This is a genomic window from Rhizobium indicum, from assembly GCF_005862305.2.
Taxonomy (GTDB): domain Bacteria; phylum Pseudomonadota; class Alphaproteobacteria; order Rhizobiales; family Rhizobiaceae; genus Rhizobium; species Rhizobium indicum.
This window is the reverse complement of the sequence record NZ_CP054021.1, coordinates 4,649,098-4,666,048: the sequence shown is the minus strand read 5'-3', so window position 1 is coordinate 4,666,048 and position 16,951 is coordinate 4,649,098. Positions and strand designations below refer to the sequence as shown.

Sequence of the window (16,951 nt, the reverse complement as noted above, 5' to 3'; positions counted from 1 at the left end):
TCGAAATTCCCGGCCATCCGTCAATCCATGACGTATTGGATATGATGCCGGCCATGCACGGCCGATTTCTGGACATGGGCGCGAACGCCGAAGACCCGGCCGATCATATCCTCGGTCAGCACCTCCTCCGGCGCGCCGGAGGCGACGATCTCGCCTTTCTGAAGCACCGCCAGCCTGTCGCAGAACATCGCCGCCAGATTGAGATCGTGCAGCGCGACGATGCAGGTGATGCCGAGCTTCGAGATCAGCGAGAGAATGTCGAGCTGATGCTGGATATCGAGATGGTTGGTCGGCTCGTCGAGCAGCAGTTCGCTCGGCGCCTGCGCCAGCGATCTGGCAATATGGACGCGCTGGCGCTCGCCGCCCGACAGCGTCTGCCAGAGCTGGCCCGCCCTCTCCTGCATACCCACCCGCGACAGGGCCTCGTCGACGGCGGCGTCGTCTCCGGCACCCCAGGACGACAACAGCCCGCGATGCGGCGTGCGGCCGAGCCGCACCACGTCGCGCACAGTCAATTGCGTATCGGTCGTCGACTGCTGCTCGACAAAGGCGACGCGACGCGCAAGGGCTGCGCGCGGCAGCGAGGAAATGTCGTCGTCACCCAGCCGGATGATGCCGCTGCGAACCCTGCGCAGCCGGCAGATCAATCTGAGAAGGCTCGACTTGCCGGAACCGTTCGGCCCGAGCAGACCGAGCACCTTGCCCTTTTCCACCGTCAGGCTGACGCCGTTGACGATGACGATATTACCGGCGGCAAAGCTCACCTCGTCGATGCTGATGCTCATGCCTTCCCCCGCACACGATAGAGGATGACGGCGAAGGCCGGTGCGCCGAAGAGCGCGGTGACGACCCCGATCGGCAGGATCTGCTGCGGGATGATGATGCGCGAAATGATATCGGCTCCGACCATGTAGATCGCGCCGCCGAGCGCCGTTGCCGGCAGCAGCCGCCTATGCGCCGGCCCGACGAGGAAGCGGGCGGCATGGGGGATGACGAGGCCGACGAAGCCGATCGAACCCACCATGCTGACGACGCTTGCCGTCATCGCCGCCGTCATGGCGAACAGCACGATCTGGACGCGGCGTACGGCAATGCCGAGCGAGGCGGCGGCATCCGTGCCGAAGGCGAAGGCGTCGAGCGCCCGCACATGGGCCATGCAGATGACGAAGCCGGCAAGCGCGATTGGCACCGACAGATAGACATCGGGCCAGCGCACGCCGCTGAGCGAACCCAGCAGCCAGAACAGGATGCCGCGCGCCTGCTCGGCATTCGCCGATGTCGTCACGATGTAGGAGGTTAGTGCATTGAAGAGCTGCGAACCGGCGACGCCGCACAGGATGATGCGCTCACCGGTTCCCCCCGCACCCGTCGCCAGGATGCCGACCAGCAAAAAGGCAATGACCGCACCGATGAAGGCGCCGCTCGACAGGCCGAGAACACCGTAGCCGAAACCGAGGATCATCACGCAGACGGCCCCCGTCGAGGCACCGGCGGAGATGCCGAGCACGTAGGGTTCGGCCAGCGGATTGCGCAGCAGCGCCTGCAGGATCGCGCCCGAAAGCGAGAGCGACGCGCCGGCGCTGGCCGCGACGAGCGCGCGGCTCAGACGATAATCCCAGACGATGCCCTGGTGGATGCGGCTGAGCTCGAAATCCGTTCCGAACAGACGGTTCGAAATCGCCTCCGCCGTCGTCGCAAGCGGGATCGCGATCTCGCCGATCGAAACGGCAAGACTGACCATCAGCCCGAGCAGGAGAAGTGCCGCCGTGGTGAGCGCGGCAAGCGCCCACCATCCCTGTTGCCTGACCGACACTGCCTTCACTGCGCCAGGCCGAAGGACTTGATGCCGTTCGCCAATGTCTCGATACCGTCGATCGTGCGGATCGTCGGGTTCATCGACTGCGCGTCCATCATCACGAAGTGCTTGTTTTTGACCGCGTCCAGCTCCTTGGTCACAGGATCGTTCTCGAGGAAATCGACCTTGACCTTGGGATCGTCAGCGGCGTAACGGCGGCGGTCCATGGTCGCGAGCACGATGACGGCAGGGTTAGCCTGGGCGATGGTTTCCCAACCGACCAGCGGCCATTCCTCTTCCGTGGTGACGACGTTCTTCGCACCGATCGTCTTCAGAATATAGGCGGGCGCGCTGTTCTTGCCGGCGATGAAGGCGTCGCCATTGACCTCCTTGCTGGAGAACCAGAAGACGACGGGCAGGTTCTTGCCCGACGCGCCTGATATCGAGGCGACGGCATCCGACTCGCGCTTCTTCAGCTTGGAAATCAGCGCATCGCCGCGCTCCTTGACGTCGAAGATCTCCGAGAGCTCGGCGATTTCCCGGTAGATCAGGTCCATCGTGAACAGCTCCTTGCGCACGCCGTCGCCGCCATCAGTGTTGACCTTGGCGACGCAATCGGCCGGCGCGAGATAGGTATTGATCCCGAGATCCTTGAATTGCTCCCGCTTGCCGACCGAGCCCTGCGCGCCGACATGCCATTCGAACTCGGCCGTCACCAGGTCGGGCTCCTGCCCGACGACGGATTCGAAGCTCGGGTCGTTGTCGGCAAGCCGCTTTATCTTGCTGTTGGCCTCGGCATATTGCGGCAGGACGGGACCGACCCAGACGGCCGTTCCGGCGATCTTGTCGGCAAGGCCGAGCGAGAAGAGCACTTCGGTCATGCCCTGACCGATCGAAACGACTTTGGATGGCGCCTTTTCGAAGGTCACCTGCTGGCCGCAATTGGTGATGGTCAAGGGATATCGGGTCGCGGCAAGGCTTGGTGCCGCAAAGCCGGCGAGCCCGAAGGCAAATGTCATGGTGGCGAGAATCTGGCGCATGGAAAACCTCGATGAAGGGAAAATCACGGCCGTTCCGCGCATATGCGCGGACCGAAAGCACGCTTAGGCGTGCACTAGCCGCAGGAGGCCCAATCGAGACGGATGCATGCCGGAATTCGGCGAAGGTTCAGCAGGTCAATCATATCTGTTCCTTGTCCGGGCATCCCCGCCCGGTTGATTGGATCGTGATTGACGGCAGGTCTCCTGGCTTGCGGATATCCGTCGTTTCATCCTCCTTCCCGCGATATCTCGCAGTGGCAGGGCCATGAGCCCTTCAGAGATGGCCAGTCGCTGGCCACTCCTGAGATGATCGACAATCCGCTTACAGTTGCGGGGGCAGCCACGGTCTCGGTCCCTACTGGGTCATCCTCACCGTGTTCCCTATTAATCCCCTTGGAGTCATCTTCAGGGAACCGTCGCACCCAGTTACGTCGCCGGCCCGCCCGGCGTCAATAACTATTCCCGCGTGTCATGCCGCCTCACCGACAAATGCGCTTCATGCCGTCTCACCGCGCAAACCGCCGGTTGCCAGAAGACGTTTGACAGCAATGCTGCCATTATGGCATTAATACTGCCATGAATAAAGTGACACCGCCTCGACCCACGGCCCGCGAAGAGTTGGCGACCATCACGCAGGACCGCATCATGGAAGGTCTTGCCGCCCTGTTGCGCGCCGGTAGCGACGAGGTCACCTTCGATCTCGTCGCCCGCCAGTCCGGCGTGCCGCAGCGCACGCTTTATCGCTATTTCGCCAACAAGGAGACACTGCTCGCCGCGTTCTGGCACTGGGTGAATGCGCTGATCGCCGTGCCGGCGCTGCCGGCTTCGCCTGAGCAAGTAGTGGCGCATATTCCCGAGCTCTTTTCTGCCTTCGACCGCGACGAGCCGCTGGTGAGAGCGATGCTGCACAATCCTCATGGTCGCGCGGTGAGGCTCGCCCATGCCGAGGCGCGGCGCGAGAAGTTTTCGATCGCGCTGCGCGATGTCACCGGGACGATTCCCGCAGAAGATGCCCGGCATCTGCTCGCCGCTGTGACAGCGCTCTGCTCTGCTTCGGGATGGGAGAGCATGAAAGATAACTGGAGCCTGTCGGGCGCTGAAGCCGCGAAGGCCGCGCAATGGGCCGTGCAGGCCCTGATCGACGATGCACGCCGGCGTTCCCGCGGGACCGAGGCCCGCCAGCCGGCAACAATGGAAGGAGACGCGCGATGATTCATCACATGTCGTTCGGCGTGCGCGATCCCGGTCGCGTCGCCCGGGTGCTGGCGGAGCTCATGGAGGCGACCGCGCTGCGGGCGCCGACCCCGCCCTTTCCCCATGACGCCTGGCTCGTCGTATCGGGCGATACGCAAGGCTCCTTCCTCGAAATCCTGCCCGCAACCGCGGTCTTCGATCCGGACGCACCGCTCGGCATCCGCCAGCGCCCGGCGACCTTCGAGCCGGTCACCGCCCACGTGCTGGTCAGCGCCGCGGTAGACGCCGCGTCGATCGAGACTGCCGCCGCCCGCGAAGGCTGGTGCGCCGAGCAGGTGGAAACCGGCCTCTTCCGGATCGTCAAGCTCTGGGTCGAGGACAACGTCCTGGTCGAATTCCTGGCAAAGGGTGAAGCCGATCGTTACATCGAAGCCTTCGGCCCCGCGGGCCTTCCCTCCCTCGACGGCAAATTGCGGGACCTCGAGGCAAAGCTTGGCGATGCCCTCGCGCAGAAGCTGCCGCCTGGCGTGCTGGAAAAAGCGCTGGGACATCCGCAGGCGTAGTCGTTGCCGGACCTGCGTCACGACGGATTGCGGAAGGCAGGCCCCGACATAGTTTTGGCGCCACCGATTTCAACGAGGTTTGATGTAGCAATGAGCAATCCGGATAGCACCGATCTCGCCGCCGCCAGGATAGACGCGATTCGCCAAGCAGCCGAGCAAGGCGATGCGCAAGCACAATTTGAATTGGGCCACATCACCGCACGAGGTGAAGGTGTCACCCGCGATAAAACAGAAGGCGCGGGATGGCTTCAGAAAGCCGCCGAACAAGGTCATGCCGACGCGCAATTCCTCCTGGCGGGCCTCTATCTCATGGGGGACGGAGTTGCACAGAGCGCGCCCGAAGGCTGCGAGTGGCTTGAGAAAGCCGCCAATCAAGGCCACGCCGACGCGCGATATTTGCTGGGCTTGATGAGAGAAGACGGCGACGGTTGCGATATCGATGCAGCAGACGCTGTCAGATGGTACAGCCAAGCCGCAGATCAGGATCATGCTGGTGCACAGTACAGGCTAGCCCAGTTGAAAGAGCACGGCGTGGGCTGCGAGATCGATCTGACAGAAGCATTCAAATGGTACCGTCGTGCTGCACTTCAGGATTACCCGGATGCAAGGGAAGATCTACTCGGATTATGCCGTGCACATCCAGACCTGCCGCTACCGGTGTCAGAATTGCTCGATGGCAAAGGTCGCTCCTGATACCCAGCTCTTTTTCCCGGGCGGCGCAGCGTCCAGACGTCGTCACCGGCCAACTATCCCCCGCTCTCACAAAGCATCCAGCGGTATCTTCAGATACCGCCGGCCATTCCCCTCCGGCTCGGGCAGCCGTCCGCCGCGGATATTCACCTGCAGCGCGTGCAGCATCAGCTTCGGCTTCGGCAGCGTGCGGTCGCGTGCCTGGCGCAGCGCCACGAAACCGGCCTCGTCGATGCCTGCAATATGCGGATTGGAGCGCTTCTGCGCCGCCACCGTGCTTTCCCAGCGCGGGTGCCGGCCGCCGGGCTGATAATCGTGGCCGGAAAAGAGCCGGGTTTCCTCGGGCAGCGACAGGATGGCCTGGATCGAGTGCCAGAGGGCGCTCGCACTGCCGCCGGGGAAATCCGTACGCGCCGTGCCGGAATCCGGCGTGAACACCGTATCGTGCACGAAGGCGGCGTCACCGATCACATAGGTGATCGAGGCGAGTGTGTGCCCGGGCGAAAACATCACGCGGACTTTAAGCGCACCGATCTCGAACGTGTCGCCATCGGCAAACAGCCGGTCCCATTGCGAACCGTCGGTTTTAAGGGCCGGCCAGTTGTAGATCTCCTTCCAGAGCTTCTGCACGTCGGTGACATGGGCGCCGATCGCCGTCGGCGCGCCGGTCTTCTCATGCAGATAATGCGCGGCGGAGAAATGATCGGCATGCGGATGCGTGTCGAGGATCCATTCGACTGTCAGCCCTTCACTTTCGATATGAGCGAGGATGGCGTCGGCATTGGCCGTTCCCGTCGCCCCCGACATCTCGTCGAAATCGAACACCGGGTCGATGATGGCACAGCGTCTCGTCGCCGGGTCGGAAACGACATATTGCACACTGCAGGTGCGGGGCTCGAAGAAGGCCTTCACATGAGGCACCTGCCCTGCCCGCTTCTCGAGAAAGCGGCGCGCGCCGGCAAGATCGAAACCGAGGTTTTGACCGAAGGCTTCGACATCCCCGGGCTTCATCCGCCCATCCAGCACCTCGCCCAGCACATAGAGCATCAGCGCCCGCGTGCCGCTCTTGCAATGGGCGACAACCGGCCCCTTCGCTTGCGCCATCGCCGCCTGGAAGGCGCGGATATCGGCTTCGGTGATCTCGGTCCCCTTCACCGGCACGAAACTGTAGGAAAGCCCGACCGCGGAGGCGGAAGCCTTTTCCACCGTATTGCCCGGCTGCTCCGGCTCCTCGCCGTCAGGCCGGGCATTGATGACGGCGGCAAAGCCTTGAGCCGCGAAGGCAGCAAAGCCTGCGGCATCGGGCTGCCCCGCCACCGATATCAGCTCATTGACCTTCACGGATGTCATCGAAGTCCCCGCGCTGCCTTCGTCGGGCATTATCGCATGTATATCGATACAATCTCACAAGTATATTGCCGAGCGCAAGAATAGGCGCTTGGTATTCCTCCGCGCCTGTCGCCGGTCCGCAAAGCCTGACGACGCCGGCGGGAGACGCCGCCCGAACTCCCGCCCATCCCGACGGTGTATCGTCAAAACGACAGCGTTGCAGCACCCTCCTTGATCTCGGCATGCATGGCGCTGGCGCCGACGATGACGACGCCGTCGAGCATGTCCTCCTGCGTGTAACCGCGAGAGGTCACGCAGGGCGGGCAGGCCCAGATCGTGCCGCCGCGCTGCTGGAAATTCTCGATCAGGCTCGACAGCGGATCGAGCGGCGGCACATGCGTCATGCGCTGGCCGCCCTTGCGCACCAGGTCGATCCCGGTGCTGGTGAGGAACACAGAAACCTTCAGCCCGGCGGTGATGCCGCCATTGGCAATGGTGAAGGCGACGGAGGACAGTTCGGATTCGATGCCCTTGGTAACAAGCACGACCAGTTTGTCGCTTTGAGTTTGCATAGTATTCTCCCAGTGAGTTGACGTGAACGCTCACTACGAGCGAGCGGGAACACCATAGGAGGGTGCGCGGCGCGCGTATTTGGCCGGAATGCGTGAAGCCTTGTCCGAAAATCCAGACGCTGCGGGTGTTGCGCGCGACGACGTGCTGTCGGCGCTGCTGTCGACGATCCGCCTTTCGGGATCGCTGCAGTTCTGCTTCATGCCGACGGGCGACTGGCAGACCGATGCCGCGCCGTCGCTGGCAAATCTTTCGGCCAAGGCTTCGGGCACGATGCCGTTTCACATCGTCGTGGAGGGCCGCTGCTGGTTGAAAACGGAAGGCGAAGAGACCGAGCTGGAGGCCGGCGACGTACTGGTCTTCCCCTTCGGCACCGGCCATCAGCTCGGCGCGGGCAGAGACGGCACGCTGGTCCTGCCAACCCGCGACCTTCCGCAGAAGCCATGGCGTGAGATTCCCGTGCTGCGCTATGGTGAGGCGGCTCAAGGGGTGCGGCTGCTCTGCGGCTATCTGCAATGGGACGGGTTGAGCTTTGCGCCGCTGCGTCAAGCGCTGCCCAAGCTGATCCATGTCAGGACACGAGCCGCCAATGACGGCGACTGGCTGCGCGCCACCATCCGCCAGATGGTCGAGGAGGTCGACAGGCCGCGCGCCGGCGGCGTCTCGATGCTGCCGCGGCTGACGGAAATCGTCTTCATCGAGATTCTGCGCCATCAGATCATGATGGCCGAGCCGCGCTCGGTCGGCTGGCTGGCAGCGCTCGCCGACCCGGCGCTGTCGCGCTGCCTCTCCCTCATTCACGACGATCCCAAACGTGACTGGTCGCTGGAGGACCTCGCCGCCGCCGCCGGCCAGTCACGCAGCGCCCTCGCCGACCGCTTCCAGGCGATGCTCTCGACATCACCGATCCGCTATATCAGGGACTGGCGGCTCTACCTCGCAAGCGTCGCACTCGCCACATCAGGCCAGCCGATCGCGGCGATCGCTTACGAGGCCGGCTATGCCACCGAAGCCGCCTTCAACCGCGCCTTCTCCCGCGCCTTCGCCACCCCACCGGCCGCCTGGCGGGCGATGGCGCGGGTGTAGAGGATGATCGGCTCAATAAGCGCCAATGCTCAAGGGAGATTGGTAGGAAGAAGCCGCAACATCCATGGGTGGAAAGAATCAAAGGATGCGCTAATTAGAAAAACCATCAAATTCTGGAGCGAGCCTTGGATTCCGAATCCCCTAAGCCACTTACTACTCGCTTTCCTGTCGGTGGCGGGGAAATTGGCCGGCTGATCCAGACCCGCGACTGGAGCAAGACGCCGCTCGGTCCTCTCGACCTCTGGCCGCAAAGTCTGAAGACGGCCACGAATATGCTCCTGCTTTCACCCGTGCCGATCGTTCTTCTCTGGGGCGAAGACGGTGTGATGATCTACAACGACGCCTACTCCGTCTTCGCAGGCAGCCGCCATCCGGATCTTCTCGGTTCCAAGGTCCGCGAGGGCTGGAGCGAAATTGCCGATTTCAATGACAATGTGATGAAAGTCGGACTGTCGGGGAAAACGCTCGCCTACGAGAACCAGGAGTTGACGCTGTTGCGCCATGGCAGTCCGGCTCCCGCCTGGATGAACCTCGACTATTCGCCCGTCCTCGACGAAAGCGGCAAACCCGCCGGCGTCATCGCGATCGTCGTCGAAACGACGAAAAGCGTCCTTGGCCAGCGCCGACTGCGCGAGAGCGAAGAGAGGTTCAGGGCGTTCACGACCGCGACGACCGACATCGTCTATCGTATGAGTGCCGACTGGAAGGAGATGCAGCAGCTCGACGGTCGTAACGTTCTCGCCGACACGGCCGATCCGACTGTCGCGTGGCAGGAGGCCTATTTATTTCCCGAGGACATTCCCGCGATCCAGGCGGTGATCGACGAGGCCATATCAAGTAAGGGTGTTTTCGAATGCGAGCATCGCGTCCGGCGGGCCGACGGCAGCACCGGGTGGGTGCTGTCACGGGCTGTTCCACTCCTGAACGACGCAGGCGCCATCGTCGAATGGTTTGGGGCCGCGACCGATATCACCGAGCGGCGACGCAAACAGCAGCAGTTGGAACTTGTCGTTCATGAGCTCAACCATCGCGTAAAGAACAATCTGGCGATGGTGCAGGCTTTTGCGTACCGCACCTTCCGGGATGCCGAAGACATCCCTCGTGCACTGGACAGTTTCACGGCGCGGCTGGTGTCGCTCGGCCGTGCCAATGATCTGTTGACAGGCGAATTGTGGAGCAGCGCCTCCTTGAAACAGACGCTCGACCAGGCGACCGTTCCACATCGGCCGGACGGCGGGCGGTGGGAGTTGACCGGAGACGAAATCCGGGTTTCCGCAAAGACGGCGCTGGCCCTGACCATGGCCTTTCACGAACTCGGCACGAATGCTGTGCGCCATGGCGCATGGTCGAATGACGGCGGCGCCGTCAGCGTCAAATGTTCCCTCCAAATCATCGACGGAACGCAACGCTACCGCATAGACTGGAACGAACATGGCGGACCGCCTGTCGAACAGCCGAAGCGGAAGGGATTCGGCACGGTCCTCATACAGCGCGGCCTCGCCGCGGAGACGGGAGGCAATGTGGAGATTTCGTTTGCCGAAACGGGTTTTTCCTTCAGCCTCGACGCTCCGGCAGACCGTCTTCGGAACGAATGACATGGCCAAGCGCGTTCTTGTCGTTGAAGATGAAATGACCATCGCCATGATGATCGAAGATATGCTCATCGACCTCGGTCACGAGGTTGTCGCGACAGCCGCGCGTTTGCCCACGGCGCTGGAGGTTGCCGCCGATGGAAATCTTGATTTCGTCATTCTCGATGTGAACCTGGCTGGGCATCAGTCATTCCCGGTGGCGACAGTCCTTCAGCAGCGCGGTATCCCGTTTGCCTTCGCAACCGGATATGGGCCAGCGGGTATCGATCCCGCCTTTGCCGGCCGACCGGTGCTGACCAAGCCGTTCACAACTGCCGATCTTGCCGCTGTCATCGAAACTGTCGGCTGAGACCCAAGAAGGCCGACGCCCAAGCCCAAGAGCAGCCCGAATGAGAGGTGTTGTGGCGGGCGATGGCGCAGGGCTGAACTGGATCCGATCGACACCCAGATGATCGATCAGCGCGGTTGCGGGCCTGTCAATCCGAGGGCCAGCGTGATGTCGTTGATGATCCCCAGTCGCGCTTCGATCACCGCGATTTTCTCAGGCGTATCGGCACCAAAAGCCTCGATATCGATGAACATTTGCTCGCAGCCGCCTGGCGTGACTGTGCCGAACATCTGGCCGGGTTCGTCGCCTATGTTTCGCCAGCTGTGCGGTACATGTGGCGGCAGAACGACGACGGTTCCCACAGGCGCGTCGAACGCCTCGTCGCCGCATTGGAATCGATAGAGACCGCGGATGACCCGAAAGACTTCAATCTCCCGCGTATGCGTGTGCGGGGCCGGACCATGACCGGGCGGCGTGAAGGTTTCCCACATCCCGAACGCGCCGCCGGTCTCGGCGGCCGTGGCATGGATGACGATCCTCGCGCCAAACGGCGTCTTCGCCACACGCTCCTTGCCGGGTAAAGAGACGACAGCATTCCTGAAACTCGACATATCCACCTCCCCTCGATTGCAATCTTTGGGCGGAGCCTGCGCCTCACCCATGCGGCGCCGGCTGGTTGAGCATCGCTTCAATATTGTATCCGTCGGGATCGAGAACGAAGCAGGCATAATAGTTCTCTTCATATTCCGGCCGCGGGCCGGGCAAGCCGTTGTCCCGGGCGCCGGCTTCGAGCGCAGCCCGATAAAACGCCTCGACCTCCGCCCTGCTCTGCACCCGGAAGGCAACGTGCACACGCGTCAAAGGCGGCTTGTCGTCGGTGTGCTGGATCTCGAACAGGCTGCCGCCGACATCGAAGGCCCAGAACACGCCCTCCTTCCCGAAGGAGAGGCGATAACCGAGGGGTTCGAAAGCGCGTTCGTAGAACAATTTGCTCTTCTCAAGGTCACTGACTGCCATGGTGATATGATCGATCATGCCGTGCCGTTCCTATCGTTCCTGCGTCCCATCATAATTGATATTCCTTCCGCGTTTTTCCAGCGGCCAGACCGATCGGCGCCGCCGGACAGCAAAAAGCCCCGCCAATCATTGACGGGGCTGTGCTTGCTGAAAAGCGGTCGGCAATACGTCCTGGGAGGAATCAATGACTGCCTTCTGCCAATCGAATCTGGCGCGAGCCTTGCGCCTTGGATCCTCGCCTTGTCGACCAGCAGCAGCCACGTCCGCACCGTCGCTTTTGTGATCACCTCATCGACATCAACTTCGTCATCAGACCGGCTTTGATTTCAAGCACGGGTCGATTATCCCCAGGCTGCCCGATGTCCCTCAGCTGATCGGGCGTCAACTCTGCCAGTGCCTTCCGTCTAACGACGGCCCGCCGCCACGCCCTCAGGGCGGCGACGATGGTTGCCAAGCTGTTCGGCTCGGACCCGAACAGCTGTCTTTCCGGCGCGCTGATGCCGGCATGCGTTTCCGTGTGAGCCATTTTCAGTCTCCCATCTGTGAGATTTGCAAGTGGGAGCCTGCCACGCGGGTGTTTTCGCGCTGTTCGGCTCAGCGTGAACGGCCGGGAAAACTTCGACAAGCCGCCGCTAAATCGGTGTTAAATCTCTTTGCCGAGATGCTATTCTGCGGCGGCAGTCGAAATCTGGGGGACAATCTGTGCGCATCAGGTTGCTGGGTGGCCTCGAAGTGACTTCGCCGGAGCATCGGCAGGTTCGCTTCACCACGCGCAAGACGTCGCTTCTCTTTGCTGCCCTCGTGCTCGCAGGCCGCCGCGGCTATCGCAGGGAACTGCTTTCCGAGACCTTTTGGCCGGGACGAAGCAATGAGCAGGCCCGCAACAGCCTGCGCCAGGCGCTGGTCGATATCAGACGATCGTTCCCGGCTGGCGGGGATGCCGCCGTCTACATCGACGGGGATCAGGAGACCGTCGCGCTGATAACAGGTCCTGATGAAACCGACATTTCGATCTTCGACCGTAAACTGGAGGCAGGTCGGACCGCCGATCTCGCCTTCGCCGCCGATCTCTACCGTGGCGAGGTGCTCGCAGGCGAGGCCATTCCGGACGGGCTGGATGAGTGGTTTGGACCTTACCAGAGCACATATCAACGCAAGGCGCTGCAGCTGGTGGAGCGGTTGAGCCTCGCGCTCTCCGAGCCGGGCGCGGCGGAAGAATCGGCCTGCGAAGCGCTGGCGGAGAGGCTGCTGGCTGTGGACCCGACCATGGAGGCAGCCCATCGGGCGCTGATGCGGATCCACGCTCTCAGGGGTCACGAAAACGCGGCCTTGCGCCAGTTCGAGGCCTGTCGGGCGTTCTTGAAGAAGCATCTTCAGGCAGAACCCGAGGCAGAGACCTCTTCCCTGGCCGCTTCGCTGCAATCGCGCCAGGGATCTGAACATCAGCGGACCACACCGAGCCCCGACCTCGCGCTGCAGCCGCAGGCCATCTCAGCCTCGGCGAAACATCACGACCGGCCATCGGTTGCCGTGTTGCCGTTTCAGAATCTGAGCGGCGACGCGGAGCAGGAGTATTTCGCCGACGGCATTGTCGAGGACATCACCATCGCGCTTGCTCAATTCCGCCACCTCTATGTCATCGCCCGGAATTCGAGCTTCACCTACAAAGGTCAGGCGGTCGACATAAAGCAGGTCGGGCGCGAGCTGGACGTGCGCTATGTGGTCGAAGGAAGCGTGCGCCGGACGGGTGACCGCCTGCGCATTGCCGGGCAGCTCATCGATACGTCGACCGGTACACATCTTTGGGCCGATCGTTTTGACGGAACCCTGGCGAATGTCTTCGATCTCCAGGATCAGGTCGCCTCGAGCATCGTCGGCGCCATAACGCCGAAAGTGGAGGAGGCTGAGATCGAGCGTGCCAAACGCAAGCCGACAGAGAACCTCGACGCCTACGACTACTATCTCCGCGGCCTGGCGGCCTTCGACCGGACGGTCACCAACCGATCGGTCATCGACGAGGCGCTGCGGCTTTTCAGGGAGGCAATCGAGCGTGACCCGGAATTCGCCGTAGCGCATGCACGGGCGGCACGCTGCTACGCCACACGAAAGAGCAATGGCTGGATGCTCAATCCCGCAGACGAGACTGCCGAAGCGACCCGGCTGGCGAGGAGAGCGGTCGAACTCGGCTGGGACGATGCGGTTGCGCTCACCTACGGCGGATATGTCATCGGTTATGTCGGCGGCGACCTCGATGACAGTGCGGCCTGCATCGATCGCGCACTCTTCCTCAACCCGAACCTGGCGGCTGCGCTCGGCGTCAGCAGTTGGGTGAAGGCGTGCCTGGGCGAGCCTGATAGGGCCATTGAACACGCAACACTCGCCATGCGTCTCAGCCCTTTGGATCCGCGCCTGTTTGCCTGGCAGTTCAACATCGGTCTCGCGCATTTTTGCGCCGGCCACTATGACGATGCTGCCGTCTGGGCAGGAAAATCGCTACGCCACCAGCTGAACTACCCGAGCGCGATGCGCGTGATGGCGGCGAGCCAGGCCATGGCCGGGCGGCTTGCGCAAGCCCGGGAAACGATCGCCCGCCTGTGCCTGATGGACCCAGCCCTCCGACTTTCCAATCTCGCCGACGTGCTGCCACCATTCCGGCGACCGGACGATCGCAATGGATATATCGAGGCTCTCAGGATGGCGGGACTACCGGAGTAGCCGCCGCTTCAGCGGCTTCTTCCGAACGAAGGGGTCATGCCGGGCTATTGCCGACCCCCTATCGGCTAATTGCGAAACGATGCTGCTTCGTGCGAAAATGCCGCGCGATGGATCACACGGGCGAAGTTCTCATTCTCACCGGGCCGCCGGGCTCCGGGAAAACCACGACGGCCGAGGCGCTCGCCCGCGAGCCCGGCTCGCCGAAGGTTCATCTTCATTGCGACGACTTCTGGCACTTCATCAAGAACGGCGTGATCCCGCCCTATCTGCCGGAAGCGCATGAACAGAATGTCGTCGTCGTCGATGTCTTGACCAAGGCGGCGACAGGCTATGCCGGCGGCGGCTACTTCGTCGTCGTCGACGGCATCGTCGGGCCGTGGTTCCTGGAACCGTTCCGGAAAATCGCGGCACCCCTCCACTACGTGATTCTGCGTCCGCCGCTCGATGTCGCCATCCGGCGCTGCCGGGAGCGCGGCGGCGACACGCTGACCGATCCCGGCCCTATTGCGGCGCTCTATCAGCAATTCTCGTCACTTGGCCCGTTCGAACAACATGTCGTCTCGACGGAGGGGCACGACAGGGAGGATACGCTGCGCACGGTGATCGAGGCTATGAGCAGCGGCACGTTTCGCCTGGCGTCATAACGCCAGCCCCTCGGCTTTTGGCGCAAGCGGCAGACACTGCCGGGATTCTCTTACCCGATCCCGGTTCGTCCTCTCCGAGCGAGCCGGGAAATTCATGAGCGGACCTCATAAGTTCATGCCGATATCCCCGGCTAATCGCCTCCGGACTTTGCCCTATCTTGGGATCAAACCTGGGAAGGAGGACTTGAAATGATCAAGCGTAAGCTCGGCCAAAGAGGCCCTGACGTATCGGCGATCGGCTTCGGCTGCATGGGGCTGAATTACCATCGCGGGCCGGCGATGGAGCGAGGCGATGCCATTGCGCTCCTGCGGGCGGCGCATGGGCAGGGTGTCACCTTCTTCGACACTGCCGAAGCCTACGGGCCGTTCACCAACGAGGAACTCGTCGGCGAGGCGCTGGCGCCGATCCGTGATGAGGTGGTGATCGCGACGAAATTCGGCTTCAAGGATGGCCGGCCGGAAGTCGGCCTGGATAGCCGGACCGAACGCATCCGCGTGGTCGTCGACGAAGCCCTCCAGCGGCTTCGCACCGATCGCATCGATATCTTCTACCAGCATCGGGTCGACCCCGACATACCGATCGAAGAGGTGGCAGGCACGGTCAAGGATCTGATCGGCGCTGGCAAAGTGCTGCATTTTGGCCTGTCCGAAGCCGGCGCCGATGCCATTCGCCGCGCCCATGCCGTGCAGCCGGTCACCGTCCTGCAAAGCGAATATTCGCTCTGGTGGCGCAACCCGGAAGCGGAGATCCTGCCCGTCGTCGAGGAACTCGGGATCGGCTTCGTGCCCTATAGCCCGCTCGGCCGCGGCTTCCTCACCGGCACGATGGACGAGAACACCAGTTTCGAAGGCGGCAACGACCACCGCAAGACCAATCCGCGCCTCTCGGCCGAAAACCGCAAGGCAAACCAGCCGGTGGTCCATGCGATCGAGGCAATCGCCGCTCGCAGAAACGCCACCGCGGCCCAGATCGCCATCGCCTGGCTGATGGCCCGCAAACCCTGGATCGTCCCCATTCCCGGCACCACCAAGCTGCACCGATTGGAAGAGAATATCGCCGCCGCCGACATCGTCTTCACATCGGAGGAACTGGCCGAGATCGACGCGGTCTTCTCAGGCATCGAGATCCACGGCGACCGCTACTCCGCAACGTCGGCTGCCCGCGTCACGCGGTGAGTCGAAGGCCATGCCCGTTGGCCCTCAGTCACTGAAGGTCTTCGAGAAACCCGCAAAACCGCCCGCGAGACGCGGGCGGCTGCATCATCGTGTGGCACCCGCCTCAAGCGCGGATGATCAGTCCTGCCCCTGCAGGCGGTCCATGACCTGGAGCAGCAGATCGGCGCAGGCCTTCATCGGTTCGTCCTCGGCGCATTTGAGATCGATCCGGGTATTCCCGTCCTCGATCCGGAAATGCGCTGCCTTGGACGGCGGTGGCGGTGGCGGGCGATGACCGCGGAAACCACGGAAGCCCATGTCGCCTCTCCGACCATGCCAGCGGTAATCCGGGCGATCTCCCGGCCTCGCATCCGGCCGGTCCGTCATCTGCTCATCGTTATCAGGAGCGGATGGAGACGGCGGCGGAGGCGGCGAGCCGGGTTCGACCGCGGCGGGCGGAGTCCCGGCGGATGGCGGAGCCGGCGGCTGCTGGGCGAAGGCGGTGCCGGCCAGTGCTGCAAGGGCAAGGCCTGATAGCAGAAGTCGTTGCATGGAAGCGTTCCTTTCGGAGTTAAAGAGGCGTGTCTGTTAACACCGCAGCGCGGCTTTGGTTCACGCCCGTCACGGCCTGTGATCGAAATCTGCAAATCGTCTGTGCGGCGGACCTTTCGGCGGACGCAGCGCTTCGGTTCGTCCATCCTGACGAACGAGGTAGCTCGCATGCACGAAGCCGTCGTCGAAGCGGCCCTGGACGGTGACGGCTTCATCTTGGGTGACGAGAGCGCCACCCTCGCCGGCCCGGCCGGTTTCAACAAGCGCCTTGCCGCTCTCGTCCTGCAACACGAACTTGTTGCCGTAGATTTCGGCGACCTTGCCCTTGATGGTGACGAGGCTCGATGCCGGCATCGCCGAAATCGCCACCGGCGTCAGCGGCGCCATTTCGGGCGTCGGACGCATCATCTTCACGGCGCTCGCGCCCCCGACCGCACCGATGACAAGCGCCACGGCCGCGGCGATCACGGGAACCGCCAGCCGGCGCCGGCGCGGCACGGGCGTTGCGCCCTCGGCATGTTCGTTGTCCTGGTCTTCGTTCGGCATATATCTGCTCCTTGCTTCAGTAATAGTCGCAATCTAGCCGCCACACCCCCTCGCCTGCCTGAACCTCTCCGTTCAGATTGAGTTAAGCTCGGGCCGATAGTTTTGGCCCGTCCCCAGAGATGCCCTGCGATGAAA

General features: G+C 62.9%; 19 protein-coding genes and 1 riboswitch. Of the genes, 9 read left to right on the top strand and 10 right to left on the bottom strand.

The annotated features are described in order from the left end of the window. Window positions 1-20: 20 nt before the first annotated feature. The 3 genes from FFM53_RS22720 to FFM53_RS22710 are packed head-to-tail and all read right to left on the bottom strand — an operon-like array spanning window position 21 to window position 2,835. Window positions 21-785, bottom strand: a complete 765-nt coding sequence (locus FFM53_RS22720) for an ABC transporter ATP-binding protein (protein WP_017988788.1) — start codon at window positions 783-785, stop codon at window positions 21-23. Then, window positions 782-1,822, bottom strand: coding sequence for a FecCD family ABC transporter permease (locus FFM53_RS22715; protein WP_138387316.1), 1,041 nt, complete (start codon window positions 1,820-1,822; stop codon window positions 782-784). Before FFM53_RS22715 ends, FFM53_RS22720 begins: the two co-directional genes overlap by 4 nt. Next, the gene (locus FFM53_RS22710) at window positions 1,819-2,835 is read right to left on the bottom strand and encodes an ABC transporter substrate-binding protein (protein WP_138387315.1); all 1,017 of its coding nucleotides are present in this window, start codon (window positions 2,833-2,835) and stop codon (window positions 1,819-1,821) included. The genes FFM53_RS22715 and FFM53_RS22710 overlap by 4 nt, the downstream gene beginning before the upstream one ends. A gap of 177 nt (window positions 2,836-3,012) precedes the next feature. Continuing rightward, window positions 3,013-3,268: riboswitch (cobalamin riboswitch) on the bottom strand. A gap of 212 nt (window positions 3,269-3,480) precedes the next feature. Between FFM53_RS22710 and FFM53_RS22705 the strand changes: the two genes are divergently transcribed. The 3 genes from FFM53_RS22705 to FFM53_RS22695 all read left to right on the top strand — a co-directional run bounded on the left by FFM53_RS22705 (window position 3,481) and on the right by FFM53_RS22695 (window position 5,285). Next, window positions 3,481-4,047 (top strand): TetR/AcrR family transcriptional regulator, encoded by a 567-nt coding sequence (locus FFM53_RS22705; protein ID WP_171598294.1) that lies wholly within the window; start codon window positions 3,481-3,483, stop codon window positions 4,045-4,047. Next, the gene (locus FFM53_RS22700; RefSeq protein ID WP_138387313.1) at window positions 4,044-4,592 is read left to right on the top strand and encodes a hypothetical protein; all 549 of its coding nucleotides are present in this window, start codon (window positions 4,044-4,046) and stop codon (window positions 4,590-4,592) included. Before FFM53_RS22705 ends, FFM53_RS22700 begins: the two co-directional genes overlap by 4 nt. A 90-nt stretch (window positions 4,593-4,682) precedes the next feature. After that, a complete protein-coding gene (locus tag FFM53_RS22695) occupies window positions 4,683-5,285 on the top strand; it encodes a tetratricopeptide repeat protein (RefSeq protein WP_138387312.1) in 603 nt (200 codons plus the stop codon). Between the two features lie 66 nt (window positions 5,286-5,351). Here the strand turns inward: FFM53_RS22695 and blh are convergent, their stop codons facing one another. Further along, entirely contained in the window at window positions 5,352-6,632 is a 1,281-nt protein-coding gene (blh, locus tag FFM53_RS22690) for a bifunctional sulfur transferase/dioxygenase Blh (RefSeq protein WP_138387311.1), read from the bottom strand. Window positions 6,633-6,814: 182 nt separating this feature from the next. Further along, window positions 6,815-7,183, bottom strand: a complete 369-nt coding sequence (locus tag FFM53_RS22685; protein ID WP_138387310.1) for a DsrE family protein — start codon at window positions 7,181-7,183, stop codon at window positions 6,815-6,817. An 88-nt stretch (window positions 7,184-7,271) separates the two neighbouring features. Between FFM53_RS22685 and FFM53_RS22680 the strand changes: the two genes are divergently transcribed. From FFM53_RS22680 to FFM53_RS22670, 3 genes are all read left to right on the top strand, one after another. Further along, window positions 7,272-8,267, top strand: coding sequence for an AraC family transcriptional regulator (locus FFM53_RS22680; protein WP_138387502.1), 996 nt, complete (start codon window positions 7,272-7,274; stop codon window positions 8,265-8,267). A 125-nt stretch (window positions 8,268-8,392) separates the two neighbouring features. Beyond that, entirely contained in the window at window positions 8,393-9,862 is a 1,470-nt protein-coding gene (locus FFM53_RS22675) for a sensor histidine kinase (protein ID WP_138387309.1), read from the top strand. A gap of 1 nt (window position 9,863) precedes the next feature. Next, a complete protein-coding gene (locus FFM53_RS22670; RefSeq protein ID WP_138387308.1) occupies window positions 9,864-10,208 on the top strand; it encodes a response regulator in 345 nt (114 codons plus the stop codon). A 107-nt stretch (window positions 10,209-10,315) separates the two neighbouring features. Here FFM53_RS22670 and FFM53_RS22665 read toward each other — a convergent pair whose 3' ends face one another. From FFM53_RS22665 to FFM53_RS22655, 3 genes are all read right to left on the bottom strand, one after another. Then, the gene (locus tag FFM53_RS22665) at window positions 10,316-10,798 is read right to left on the bottom strand and encodes a cupin domain-containing protein (protein WP_173883645.1); all 483 of its coding nucleotides are present in this window, start codon (window positions 10,796-10,798) and stop codon (window positions 10,316-10,318) included. A 43-nt stretch (window positions 10,799-10,841) separates the two neighbouring features. Further along, entirely contained in the window at window positions 10,842-11,222 is a 381-nt protein-coding gene (locus FFM53_RS22660) for a VOC family protein (RefSeq protein ID WP_138387307.1), read from the bottom strand. 265 nt (window positions 11,223-11,487) lie between these two features. Continuing rightward, window positions 11,488-11,730, bottom strand: coding sequence for a YjiS-like domain-containing protein (locus FFM53_RS22655; RefSeq protein ID WP_138387305.1), 243 nt, complete (start codon window positions 11,728-11,730; stop codon window positions 11,488-11,490). Between the two features lie 176 nt (window positions 11,731-11,906). On the opposite strand from FFM53_RS22655, the gene FFM53_RS22650 reads away from it, so the two are divergent. The 3 genes from FFM53_RS22650 (at window position 11,907) to FFM53_RS22640 (ending at window position 15,739) form a co-directional block, all read left to right on the top strand. Then, window positions 11,907-13,919: a BTAD domain-containing putative transcriptional regulator gene (locus FFM53_RS22650; RefSeq protein WP_138387304.1), complete on the top strand. Its 2,013-nt coding sequence runs from the start codon at window positions 11,907-11,909 to the stop codon at window positions 13,917-13,919. Window positions 13,920-14,026: 107 nt separating this feature from the next. Next, a complete protein-coding gene (locus tag FFM53_RS22645; RefSeq protein WP_138387303.1) occupies window positions 14,027-14,563 on the top strand; it encodes an ATP-binding protein in 537 nt (178 codons plus the stop codon). Window positions 14,564-14,752: 189 nt separating this feature from the next. Beyond that, a complete protein-coding gene (locus tag FFM53_RS22640) occupies window positions 14,753-15,739 on the top strand; it encodes an aldo/keto reductase (protein WP_138387302.1) in 987 nt (328 codons plus the stop codon). Window positions 15,740-15,856: 117 nt separating this feature from the next. On the opposite strand, the gene FFM53_RS22635 is transcribed toward FFM53_RS22640, so the two are convergent. Beyond that, entirely contained in the window at window positions 15,857-16,270 is a 414-nt protein-coding gene (locus FFM53_RS22635) for a hypothetical protein (protein ID WP_138387301.1), read from the bottom strand. A gap of 69 nt (window positions 16,271-16,339) precedes the next feature. Beyond that, window positions 16,340-16,816: a hypothetical protein gene (locus tag FFM53_RS22630; RefSeq protein WP_138387300.1), complete on the bottom strand. Its 477-nt coding sequence runs from the start codon at window positions 16,814-16,816 to the stop codon at window positions 16,340-16,342. Between the last annotated feature and the right edge of the window lie 135 nt (window positions 16,817-16,951).

What these genes read in the sequence shown, in the direction of transcription:
- FFM53_RS22720 (WP_017988788.1), bottom strand. Translation starts at nt 785, where the DNA reads ATGAGCATCAGCATCGACGAGGTGAGCTTTGCCGCCGGTAATATCGTC.
- FFM53_RS22710 (WP_138387315.1), bottom strand. Translation starts at nt 2,835, where the DNA reads ATGCGCCAGATTCTCGCCACCATGACATTTGCCTTCGGGCTCGCCGGC.
- FFM53_RS22705 (WP_171598294.1), top strand. Translation starts at nt 3,481, where the DNA reads ATGGAAGGTCTTGCCGCCCTGTTGCGCGCCGGTAGCGACGAGGTCACC.
- FFM53_RS22700 (WP_138387313.1), top strand. Translation starts at nt 4,044, where the DNA reads ATGATTCATCACATGTCGTTCGGCGTGCGCGATCCCGGTCGCGTCGCC.
- FFM53_RS22695 (WP_138387312.1), top strand. Translation starts at nt 4,683, where the DNA reads ATGAGCAATCCGGATAGCACCGATCTCGCCGCCGCCAGGATAGACGCG.
- blh (WP_138387311.1), bottom strand. Translation starts at nt 6,632, where the DNA reads ATGACATCCGTGAAGGTCAATGAGCTGATATCGGTGGCGGGGCAGCCC.
- FFM53_RS22685 (WP_138387310.1), bottom strand. Translation starts at nt 7,183, where the DNA reads ATGCAAACTCAAAGCGACAAACTGGTCGTGCTTGTTACCAAGGGCATC.
- FFM53_RS22680 (WP_138387502.1), top strand. Translation starts at nt 7,272, where the DNA reads ATGCGTGAAGCCTTGTCCGAAAATCCAGACGCTGCGGGTGTTGCGCGC.
- FFM53_RS22670 (WP_138387308.1), top strand. Translation starts at nt 9,864, where the DNA reads ATGGCCAAGCGCGTTCTTGTCGTTGAAGATGAAATGACCATCGCCATG.
- FFM53_RS22665 (WP_173883645.1), bottom strand. Translation starts at nt 10,798, where the DNA reads ATGTCGAGTTTCAGGAATGCTGTCGTCTCTTTACCCGGCAAGGAGCGT.
- FFM53_RS22660 (WP_138387307.1), bottom strand. Translation starts at nt 11,222, where the DNA reads ATGATCGATCATATCACCATGGCAGTCAGTGACCTTGAGAAGAGCAAA.
- FFM53_RS22655 (WP_138387305.1), bottom strand. Translation starts at nt 11,730, where the DNA reads ATGGCTCACACGGAAACGCATGCCGGCATCAGCGCGCCGGAAAGACAG.
- FFM53_RS22645 (WP_138387303.1), top strand. Translation starts at nt 14,027, where the DNA reads ATGGATCACACGGGCGAAGTTCTCATTCTCACCGGGCCGCCGGGCTCC.
- FFM53_RS22640 (WP_138387302.1), top strand. Translation starts at nt 14,753, where the DNA reads ATGATCAAGCGTAAGCTCGGCCAAAGAGGCCCTGACGTATCGGCGATC.
- FFM53_RS22635 (WP_138387301.1), bottom strand. Translation starts at nt 16,270, where the DNA reads ATGCAACGACTTCTGCTATCAGGCCTTGCCCTTGCAGCACTGGCCGGC.
- FFM53_RS22630 (WP_138387300.1), bottom strand. Translation starts at nt 16,816, where the DNA reads ATGCCGAACGAAGACCAGGACAACGAACATGCCGAGGGCGCAACGCCC.